Origin of the sequence: Rhizobium sp. SEMIA 4085 (assembly GCF_013004495.1) — a bacterium.
Lineage (GTDB): Bacteria > Pseudomonadota > Alphaproteobacteria > Rhizobiales > Rhizobiaceae > Rhizobium > Rhizobium gallicum.
Window position 1 is genome coordinate 1 of the sequence record NZ_JABEPH010000223.1, and the last position, 9,926, is coordinate 9,926.

The 9,926-nt window shown below is 60.1% G+C and carries 9 protein-coding genes and 3 pseudogenes; 10 read left to right on the forward strand and 2 right to left on the reverse strand.

All coding sequences use genetic code 11. The features are described from left to right. Window positions 1-121 precede the first annotated feature (121 nt). From C9413_RS20645 to C9413_RS20675, 7 genes and pseudogenes are all read left to right on the forward strand, one after another. Window positions 122-1,087: pseudogene (locus C9413_RS20645) on the forward strand (ISNCY family transposase); the annotation flags it as partial. 293 nt (window positions 1,088-1,380) lie between these two features. Beyond that, a complete protein-coding gene (locus C9413_RS20650; protein ID WP_039844887.1) occupies window positions 1,381-2,382 on the forward strand; it encodes an IS30 family transposase in 1,002 nt (333 codons plus the stop codon). Window positions 2,383-2,507: 125 nt separating this feature from the next. After that, window positions 2,508-2,703, forward strand: a pseudogene (locus C9413_RS20655) (helix-turn-helix domain-containing protein); the annotation flags it as partial. Window positions 2,704-2,817: 114 nt separating this feature from the next. After that, window positions 2,818-3,132 carry a metalloregulator ArsR/SmtB family transcription factor gene (locus C9413_RS20660; protein WP_039844885.1) on the forward strand — a complete coding sequence of 105 codons (315 nt, stop codon included), beginning with the start codon at window positions 2,818-2,820 and terminating at the stop codon, window positions 3,130-3,132. A gap of 3 nt (window positions 3,133-3,135) precedes the next feature. Continuing rightward, complete coding sequence (locus C9413_RS20665; protein ID WP_039844884.1) at window positions 3,136-3,600, forward strand: SRPBCC family protein; 465 nt, start codon at window positions 3,136-3,138, stop codon at window positions 3,598-3,600. 45 nt (window positions 3,601-3,645) lie between these two features. Further along, window positions 3,646-4,062, forward strand: a complete 417-nt coding sequence (locus tag C9413_RS20670; RefSeq protein ID WP_170250840.1) for a GFA family protein — start codon at window positions 3,646-3,648, stop codon at window positions 4,060-4,062. 312 nt (window positions 4,063-4,374) lie between these two features. Next, window positions 4,375-4,767: pseudogene (locus C9413_RS20675) on the forward strand (GFA family protein). Between the two features lie 64 nt (window positions 4,768-4,831). Here the strand turns inward: C9413_RS20675 and C9413_RS20680 are convergent. Continuing rightward, window positions 4,832-6,340 carry a winged helix-turn-helix domain-containing tetratricopeptide repeat protein gene (locus C9413_RS20680; protein ID WP_170250842.1) on the reverse strand — a complete coding sequence of 503 codons (1,509 nt, stop codon included), beginning with the start codon at window positions 6,338-6,340 and terminating at the stop codon, window positions 4,832-4,834. Between the two features lie 135 nt (window positions 6,341-6,475). Here C9413_RS20680 and C9413_RS20685 point away from each other — a divergent pair, with 135 nt between their 5' ends. The 3 genes from C9413_RS20685 to C9413_RS20695 all read left to right on the forward strand — a co-directional run bounded on the left by C9413_RS20685 (window position 6,476) and on the right by C9413_RS20695 (window position 8,667). Next, a complete protein-coding gene (locus tag C9413_RS20685; protein WP_039846756.1) occupies window positions 6,476-6,691 on the forward strand; it encodes a DUF1127 domain-containing protein in 216 nt (71 codons plus the stop codon). A 13-nt stretch (window positions 6,692-6,704) separates the two neighbouring features. Beyond that, complete coding sequence (locus tag C9413_RS20690; RefSeq protein WP_052451518.1) at window positions 6,705-7,913, forward strand: MFS transporter; 1,209 nt, start codon at window positions 6,705-6,707, stop codon at window positions 7,911-7,913. 325 nt (window positions 7,914-8,238) lie between these two features. Next, complete coding sequence (locus C9413_RS20695; protein WP_039846754.1) at window positions 8,239-8,667, forward strand: DUF4864 domain-containing protein; 429 nt, start codon at window positions 8,239-8,241, stop codon at window positions 8,665-8,667. Between the two features lie 238 nt (window positions 8,668-8,905). On the opposite strand, the gene tgt is transcribed toward C9413_RS20695, so the two are convergent. Next, on the reverse strand, window positions 8,906-9,926 hold a 1,021-nt coding region (gene tgt, locus C9413_RS20700; protein ID WP_170250841.1), incomplete at its 5' end, for a tRNA guanosine(34) transglycosylase Tgt.

The window sequence follows — 9,926 nt, forward strand, 5'->3', positions numbered from 1 at the left end:
GGTTGCCTCCATTCGATGTTTGGGCCCGGTTCCAATCGAGAGCCCGTATTTCCATCCTATCGGGGGCAACCACCCTCGCCAGCCAAAAAGCCGCAGACGGTTGCGCCGCGATTACTCCATGTTCGAGAACCGTGGCCGCAAATGCGCCCTGCTCGTTTATATCGACGATGCCACCGGCAAGCTGTTGCATCTGCGCTTTGCGACTTCAGAGAACACCTTCGACTATCTGCACGCGACGAAGGCTTACTTGCAGCAATGGGGCAAGCCAATTGCGTTCTACAGCGACAAGCATGGCATCTTCCGCAGCACACACGCCTCGATGACGGACCGGACGAGCGGCCTGACGCAGTTCGGCCGGGCGCTTTATGAGCTGAACATCGACATCATCTGCGCCAACACTCCGCAGGCGAAAGGCCGTGTGGAGCGCGCCAATCAGACGCTGCAGGATCGGCTGGTGAAGGAACTGCGGCTTCGCGGGATCGACACGATCGAGGCGGCCAACGCCTATGCCCCAGAGTTCATGGCGGATTTCAATTCTCGCTTCGCCAAGCCGCCACGCAATGCGAAGGACATGCATCGGCCGCTGGCGGATCACGAGAACCTCGATGGTGCCATGTGCCGCAAGGAGGTTCGTAAGCTGTCGCATTCCTTGACGCTGCGCTATGACAAGGTGATGTTCATTCTCGATCCGACAGAGCGCGCAACGGGGCTGGCGGGCAAGAAGGTTGTCGTATGCGACTATCCGGACGGGCGCCTGGAGATCACAGACGGGGAAGCCTCCCTGCCCTACAGAACGTTCGACATGTTACGCTCCGTGCACCGCTCCGAGGTGGTCGAGAACAAGCGGCTGGACGACATGCTTTCAATCGTGGCCGAGCTGCAGGCCGGGCGCCAACAGGAACGCAGCAAAAGTGGGCCTCGCCGCACCGGCCAGACGGACCATATGTTCGGCATTCGTGATGGCAGCCAGAGCAATGGCTATCAGCAGCGCGGCACCAAGCCAGGACGGAAGACGGATTTTACGAAGGATCCAGTCGTTATCGCCCGACGGCAGCAGGTATTGGCGAGCCAGCTTAACAGCGAGTGACGTAAGCGATCCGGATTGAGAAAGCTAAAGTATATTGGTGCGCTTGAGCCACGCGCCGCCGACCGGCCTGCGCAACACCGACAAGCTCCACCCGGACGGCGGCTTACCTCTGTGTATTCATCAACATCGAATCTTGAAACGCCATCAATAATGGATAGTATGATGTCGCGTTTCTAAATTGATTACTTTGTCTCATCTTTAATTAGCTGTTACATTGTGTGTAAGGGGGGTACATTCTATTTTCAAGTGCGACATGGCAATGATTTCAATGGTTTCACCTTGGAGATTATGGCGTGTCGCACTGCTATTCGCAATTCACCCTCGCCGATCGTCGGCGCTTATATCAGATGAAGGAGCGCAAACTTCCGGTTGGTGAGATCGCTCGCCAGCTCGGGCGGCATCGCTCGACGATTTACCGCGAGCTCAAGCGCAACACGTTCCACGACCACGAATTTCCGGAATACAGCGGCTACTTCGGCACCATCGCCGACGACATCAGCAAGGAACGGCGCCGGCGGCTGCGCAAGCTTAGACGCCATCCGGAGCTGCGCGAGCTGGTGATCGAGCAACTGAAGGCGCATTGGTCTCCAGAACAGATTGCCGGCCGTTTGCTTGCCGACGGTGTCAGTGTCATCCGCGTTTGCCCGGAAACAATCTACCGCTTCATCTATTGCAAGGAAGACTATCCGCTCGGCCTCTACGAGCACCTGCCTGAACGGCGACGCCGGCGCCGGCCGCGCGGATCCCGCAAGCCGCGTGACGGCTTGATCCCGTTTGAGTACAGGATCTCGCAACGATTTGATTTTATTGGTGATCGGTCGCAGTTCGGGCATTGGGAGGGCGATCTGCTGATCTTCGATCGCAAACTTGGCCATTGCAATGTGACGTCGCTCGTTGAACGCGTGAGCCGCTACACCGTGCTGATCAAGAACCGCAGCCGCCACTCGCGACCGATCATCGACAAGATCATCGCCGCCTGCTCACCCCTGCCGTCATTTGCACGCCAAAGCTTTACGTTTGACCGTGGTACCGAGTTTGCCGGCTTTCGAGCTTTGGAAGACGGGCTCGGCGCCAGGAGCTGGTTTTGCGACCCAAACTCGCCGTGGCAGAAGGGAGCTGTGGAAAATGCCAACAAGCGAATCCGACGCTTCCTGCCTGGCGACACCGACCTATCCAACATCACCCAACAACAGCTCGTCCACCTCGCCCATCAGTTGAATGCGCAGCCACGCAAATGCCTCGGCTACAAAACACCGGCCGAAGTGTTCATCGCCCATTTGCGCCAAAGTGGCTGATCCCCTACCCTGCAGTCCGGCATGTTGCACTTGGCGTAGATTCTCCACCGCAAAGTTGAAGTGTCCTGTTTCTGCAAAGTAAGAATGTCACTCTCCCCGGGTTTTGATGACCTGGGAGATTGCGGATGGGATTAATTGCGATGAGCGAGCGTGATCTGCAGCGGATCGAGGTTTTGTCGAAGGTCGTCGACGGCCGGATGACGATCGTGTCGGCGGCGCATGTTCTGGGCTTAAGCGAGCGCCAGGTGCGCCGGCTGCTGGAGCGGATCAGGACGAATGGCGCGGCGTCGATCCGGGCACAAGGCGATCGGCCGGCCCAACGCCGCTCGGCGCTCGATCACCTTCCACCGCTGTCACTTGAAATGCAGGTAAATACCTGCGCTTGACATGCAGTTGGATACCTGCATATTGTGGCGTCACATTCGAGTGAGATCAATGGACGCTGACAAGGTTTTCAAAGCGCTGGGCGACCCGACACGCAGAAAGCTGCTTGACCTTCTTTGTGAGAGGAACGGGCAGACGCTCGGCCAGCTTTGCGACAACCTGGAGATGGCCCGGCAATCCGTCACCCAGCACCTCGGGATATTGGAGGCGGCCAATCTAGTGAGCACCGCCAGGCGCGGTCGGGAAAAGCTGCATTTCATCAATCCCGTGCCGCTCCACGAGGTCTACGAACGGTGGGTGCGGAAATTCGAACATCAGCGGCTTAGCCTGCTGCATGATCTGAAGACGGAACTCGAAGGAGAGTAAACAATGACCAAAGAAATGACCAGCTTTGTATACGTGACCTATATTCTCTCGACCCCGGAAAAGGTGTTCGAGGCCATAACGAAACCGGACGTCGCAAGGTGCTACTGGGGCCACGAGAACGTCTCCGACTGGAAGCCCGGATCGAAATGGGAACATGTCCGTGCCAACGATGAGCGGACTGTTGAACTCGTAGGCAAGGTCATTGAGGTCTCGCCGCCGACCCGTCTCGTCATCACCTGGGCGAATGCTTCGCAGGCATCCGACCCGGCAAGCTACAGTCGGGTGACGTTCGCGATCGAGGAATACGACAACATGGTCCGGCTGACCGTCACCCATGACGAACTCGAAGCCGGCAGCGGGATGGCGAAAGGCATCAAACAAGGTTGGCCGGCCGTCCTATCCAGCCTGAAATCCTTCCTGGAAACCGGCAGCGGAATTGACCTTTTCGCCAAGCCGAAATCGGCCTGATCCCTTGCGGTGCCAATCAACAAGTCTGCCAGCGGGAGAATGATAGTGACCAAGACCTATACCGGCGGATGCGCGTGCGGCGCGATACGCTATGAAACGAGCAGCGAACCCATCTTCGAGAACCACTGCCAATGTCGCGATTGCCAGAAACGAAGTGGCACGGGGCATGGATCCTATCTGACCTTCCCCCGGCGAGCCGATGTGACAATTACAGGCGAACCGAACACCTGGCGGGTCGCGGGCGATAGCGGGAACGAAAAGGTCCACGCCTTCTGCCCCACCTGTGGAACACCGGTCTATCTGACATCCGTCGCAATGCCGGAACTGATTGCGGTCCCCGCGACCAGCCTTGACGACCCTGGCCAATTCAACCCACAGGCGGTCACATTCACTGTTCGCGGCCATGGGTGGGACACGATTGATTCCTCGTTGCAGAAATTCGAGCGAATGCCACCCCGATAAATTCGGTTGAGAGCAATACGAAACTGCCGGCAATATTTACTGGTGCTAGGGCTTGATTAAGCCGTTCGCGCCAAGATCAGTGCAGACAGCGGCCTGTACTTCTGATTGAACGGGTGTTGGCTCCCATGATCTATTTCCTTCCGCGCGAGCGCTTTGATGCAGTCCTCACTCTCCGCCAGAGCGCCGGGCGCTGTTCACTGTTAATGGGATCTAAGGCCAATGGGTGGGTGATGCACCCGCCCCGCCTTGCAACCCCGACCAGCCGGTCAGATCGAAGGTGGTCCGACCGTTTGACTTTAGAGGAGACGCAACATGGACAGATTTCCCGGCGGTTGCTTGTGCGGCAACGTCCGAATTGTGGCGTCGGGACTCCCATACCGGGTCGGCCTTTGTCATTGTCTCGACTGCCGGTAGCATCATGGGGCTCTTTTTCACGCTTCCGCGATCTTCCCTCAGGATGCGGTGACGATCGATGGCGAAACACGAGACTACGCGGGGCGGTATTTCTGTCCTCGCTGCGGCTCACCCGTTTTCGCACGCACGGCAGACGAAATTGAAGTGAACCTGGGATGCCTGGATGCCCCTGACCAGCTGATGCCGACCTACGAAAGCTGGATCGTCCGTCGCGAGTCCTGGTTGCCGCTGTTTCCGCTCACGAGACGATACGACCGCGATCGCGACGCCACGAGCCGCTTTGAGGAATAGGTCGCACGAACCGTGCGAAGACGCCGATACAGCAGCCTTCGGATTGAATGGCTGTTTGTGAGGGTCACTCCGGAAGACCGGCCTTACGGTACCCATCAACGAAATGCTCGAGCGTCGCAGCGTCACGGAACGGCTCCGTCGTGGCCCAGTGGCGGATGGTGAAATGCGGGTTGCCGACGAGGAACAGTTCGACCTCTGCGCGCGCCTCGTCGAGCCGGCCCAGTTGGGCAAGGCTTGCCGCCAGGAAACGGCGTGAGCTTGTACGATAAGTCTCTTCCCGACGCAGTGTCTCGATAGCGGCTTCGTATTCACCGGCCGCATATTGCGCCTGGCCGAGCGTCAGATAGGTCCAGCTTGCCGGAAGCGGATTCAGCCGGAACGCCTTGCGGATGTGCTCAAGGCCCTCCTCGACCCGCCCGGCCAGGACCGTAATGTCGGATAGCGCCGCCCAGGTGTCGGCTTCGTTCGGGTCGAGCTCGATCGCCTTGGCGAATTCCGCGTCCGCCTCGGCGAAGCTGCGCTCATAGGCAAGTAAGTAAGCAAGGCTCCAGCGACAGCCAGCATCGGTGGGATCAAGTGCCACAGCTTTGCGCGCCAGCTTCAAAGCGTCACTGCGGGCAGCTCCCGTTGGTCCGCCGCTATGTACCCATCCCATCCAGTGGTTCACGGCAAGCCAGCGGTAGGCCTCGGCATACTCTGGATCGAGTGAAACCGCGCGCGTCAGCATCAGGTGCGCTTCCCGTGCCGTCTGCGGCGAGTCATCCATCAGCTTGCGCGCCCGCACGCAGAGATCGTAAGCCTCGAGATTTTTGGGCCGATTGCGCGGCGGCGGTGCACGCAGCCGGCCGAGCAGCGCCTCCACGATTTTGCCAGTGACCTCGTCTTGAACGGCAAAGATATCATCCAGGCTGCGATCGAAGCGTTCCGCCCATAGGTGATCGCCACTCACGGCGTCGACCAGCTGGGCATTGATGCGTACGCGCCCCGCGGCACGTCTTGCGCTCCCCTCCAGAAGGTAGCGCACGCCGAGGTTCTCAGCGATCGCGCGCACATCCATCGCTTTTCCCTTGTAGGCAAAGGCCGAGTTGCGTGCGATGACGAACAGCCCAGAGATCCTGGACAGGTCGGTAATCAGGTCTTCGGTCAACCCGTCCGCGAAGGATTCCTGCTCGAGATCGTTGCTGACATTCACGAAGGGCAGCACGGCTATCGATGGCTTGTCGGGCAGTGGCAAAGGTTTTTGCTTCGCGCCACCAAGGTATTCGATGGCACCCGTGAAGCGGTAGCCGACGCGGGGAACCGTGGCGATCCATTCACCGCCATCGGTGGCCGGACCAAGCAGCTTCCTAAGCTGCGCGATCTGGACAGTGAGGTTACCTTCCTCGACGGCTGTGCCCGGCCATGCCGCGTCCATCAACTCAGCCTTGCCCAGGATTTCGCCAGGCCGCCCGGCAAGCGCCGCAAGCAGCTTTAGTCCGCGGTAGCCGATGGCAACGGGATCATCGTTCCGAAGGAGCGTTCCCGCACCCGGATCAAGCACGAACGGACCAAAGGCAAAGCGCGATCCCTGCATACGGCGCATCTATAGCCCGTTTGGAAGTTTTTGGAACTATTTGGGAGAGCTTAATTACGGCGCCGTTCGTATCCTGCAGAATTCATCCTCATTCAGTGTGAGGGCTCTGGCCCCTCAAACCATATGGAGGTTGCCATGAACGATGTTCCCCCCGTGGGGCTGGCGAAACGGTCGCGTCGGACTTACAGCCTGGCGACCCTGCGAAGCGTTTTCGCGACCTGGGACGAGCGCAAACGCCTTCGCTGGCAACTTGAGCAAAAGTCGAAGGATAATCCCCATTTGATCGAAGATATCGGTCTGACGAGGCGGCAGGTTGAGGCAGAGATCGCCAAGCCCTTCTGGCAGCGATAAGGCGAATGCTGCAATGACAACGGAGCACCAGTTTCCGCGTGCCGCAACGGTTCGCCGGCACTTGCACAGCACGACATCCCCGCGAGAGGATCAGATCCCATGGGCCGCGATGGCGGGCATCATCGCGACCGTCACGGTGTTCGCCGTGGCACAGGGGCTGACCTATCCGCTGCTCAGCTTCATCCTGGAGCGGCAGGGGACGGCGCCCGGCCTGATCGGCCTGTCGGCGGCGATGACGCCGCTGGGTTTCATTGTATCCGCGCCCTTCATTCCGACGCTGGCGCGGCGCGTGGGCGCGGCGCGGCTTGCGATACTTTGTTCCACCCTCGCCGCGCTCATCCTGATCGCGATTGCCTGGAAGCAGGAGGTCTGGCCCTGGATGTCTCTGCGCTTCCTGCTCGGCTTCTTCGCCAATCCGCTTTACGTGATCAGTGAAACCTGGCTGATCACGATCACGCCCGCGCCACGCCGGGGCCGCATCATGGGCCTCTATTCATCGATCGTTTCGGGTGGCTTCGCCATCGGCCCGCTATCGCTCGGCCTTGTCGGCACACAGGGCTGGCCGCCTTTCATGATCGGCATCGTGGCCTTCCCTCTCTGCGGCTTGATCGTACTCGCCGTCGTGCCGCGCCTGCCGACGATGCCGCATGAAGGTGAGGCAACATCGGTCGGCGGCTTCTTCGCACGGGCACCCCTCCTGTTGTTCGCGGTTTTCACTGCTGCCGCCTTCGAGCAGGTCGTGATTTCCTTGATCACGGTTTATGGTGGCGCGCTTGGCAGTGCCGAAGCACGCATCGCTTCGCTCATCGCCTGTTTCACCGCAGGCAATGCCGTCCTGCAGATATTGCTCGGGCGCGTGGCCGAACGATTGGGCTCGACGCGGACCATGCTATTCTGTGCCCTGGCTTCGCTGGTCGGCTGCGTTCTGCTGCCGTCGCTCTTCAACGCGTGGCTCATCTGGCCGCTCGTCTTCGTCTGGGGCGGGGTCTCGTTTGGGATCTACACCATGTCGCTGATCCAACTCGGCGAGCGTTTCATCGGTCAAGCCTTGATCGCCGGAAACGCGGCCTTCGCGTTCGTATGGGGTATCGGCGGCATCGTGGGCTCGCCCACGACAGGACTAGCGATGCAACTGATCGGACATCAAGGGCTGCCATCGTCCCTTGGCCTTATGTGTTTTGTACTGGCGGTGTTTCTGATGGCGGAGAGACGGCGGGGCTGATCGAGGCACTTGCCCCGCGCCGCATCGAGGGGATGCCTGGTCCCAGGGGGCCCCCACCCCCGCCGGGGGTCTCGCTTCTAAAAGCGCGCGGCCCCCCCTACTTCCCTTGGGAGCGCCCCGGCTGGCGGCACCCCCCCCCGCCCCTGCAGACAGATCGCGGATGTCGCTTTCGGTCTTCGACACAGATGCAAGGTGAAAACGCAAGACTTCCGCGATGGTGGAAGACGCCATGCGAGCCGACAGTCTGCATGAACGCAGCGACTGCCCTACTTTCCAAATCCGCAAAGTACTCTACACTCCGCTTTATATCGCCGGAGAGAAATCCATGCGCGCTTTATCCTCTGTGTCTGCGCTGTGTGCTGCTTTGATCTTTGTATCGATACCGGCGCGGGCCGAAGATCCGGTCGAGACGACGCGGCATATCATCGAGGATCAGATTACGGCCTTCCTGAAGGATGATGCGGAGACGGCGTATTCCTTTGCAGCGCCCGGCATTAAGGCAATGTATCCGGACAAGGGCGTCTTCTTTGCGATGGTGAAGAAGAGCTATGAACCCGTCTATCATCCCGGGAACTATGCTTTCGGCCGCAGCCGCTCCATCGATAACGGCGCGATGATCTATCACGAGGTCCTAATATCCGGCCGCGACGGCAAGGACTGGACGGCGATCTACCAGATGACGCGGCAGCCCGACGGCGGATACAAGATCAACGGCGTGCAGATCGTGCCGAACACCGACAGCAAAGGCATTTGACGGCGGTGCAGCCGATCCTGTTCCAATGCAATGCAGGAAAGAAGGATCGCCAGGCCGCGCTAGCCGCTTATTCCTGAAAATGCGAGCGCGGCGCCGAGAAGGCTGGCGAAAGCAAAAGCTGCCGGATGAAGGCGAAATTCGTACAGTACCGACAGCAGAACCAGCGTCCCGACGGTGATCTGGACCTGTCAGGCGCGGCGCACGCTGGCTCGCGCCGACAACCGGCAGACCATCAGCCTCAAGCGCGCTCGAGATCGCCCTTTGCCCATTCCTCCTGGGTTTCGGACATGAAATCGGCGAAGCGACCCTCGGCAATCGCCGTGCGGGTGCCCTGCATCAGTTCCTGATAGTAGCTGAGATTGTGCCACGAGAGCAGCATGCCGCCGAGCGCCTCGTTGGCGCGGACGAGATGGTGGAGATAAGCGCGCGAATAATCGCGCGAGGCCGGGCAATTCGACTGCTCGTCGAGCGGACGCAGATCCTCCGCGTGGCGAGCGTTGCGGATATTGACCCTGCCGCGGCGGGTAAAGGCCAGGCCATGGCGGCCGGAGCGTGTCGGCATCACGCAATCGAACATGTCGATGCCGCGGGCAACCGATTTCAGGATATCGTCGGGCGTGCCTACGCCCATGAGGTAGCGCGGCTTTTCGCCGGGCAGCACCGGCAAAGTTTCGTCGAGCATCTTCAGCATGACGTCCTGCGGTTCGCCAACCGCAAGACCGCCGACCGCATAGCCCTTGAGGTCAAGCTGTGCCAGCTCTTCGGCCGAGCGGATGCGGAGTGCCGGAATATCACCGCCCTGCACGATGCCGAACATCGCCTTGCCCAGCTGGTTGCCGAAGGCGACCTTGCAGCGTTCAGCCCAGCGCAGCGAAAGCTCCATTGCGCGTTCAATCTCGCGCGGTTCAGCCGGAAGCGCCACGCATTCGTCAAGCTGCATCTGGATATCGGAGTCGAGCAGCCCCTGGATTTCGATCGAGCGCTCCGGCGACATGTGATGCAGGCTGCCGTCGACATGCGACTTGAAGGTGACGCCCTGCTCATCGAGCTTGCGAAGACCTGAAAGTGACATGACCTGGAAGCCGCCGGAATCCGTCAGGATCGGATGTTCCCAGCGGATGAGGCTGTGGAGGCCGCCGAGGCGGGCCACGCGCTCTGCCGTCGGGCGCAGCATCAGGTGGGAGGGGTTGCCAAGAATGATGTCGGGAACCGTGTCGCGAACTGGGTCGAGGTACATGGCCTTGACAGGGCCGGCCCGG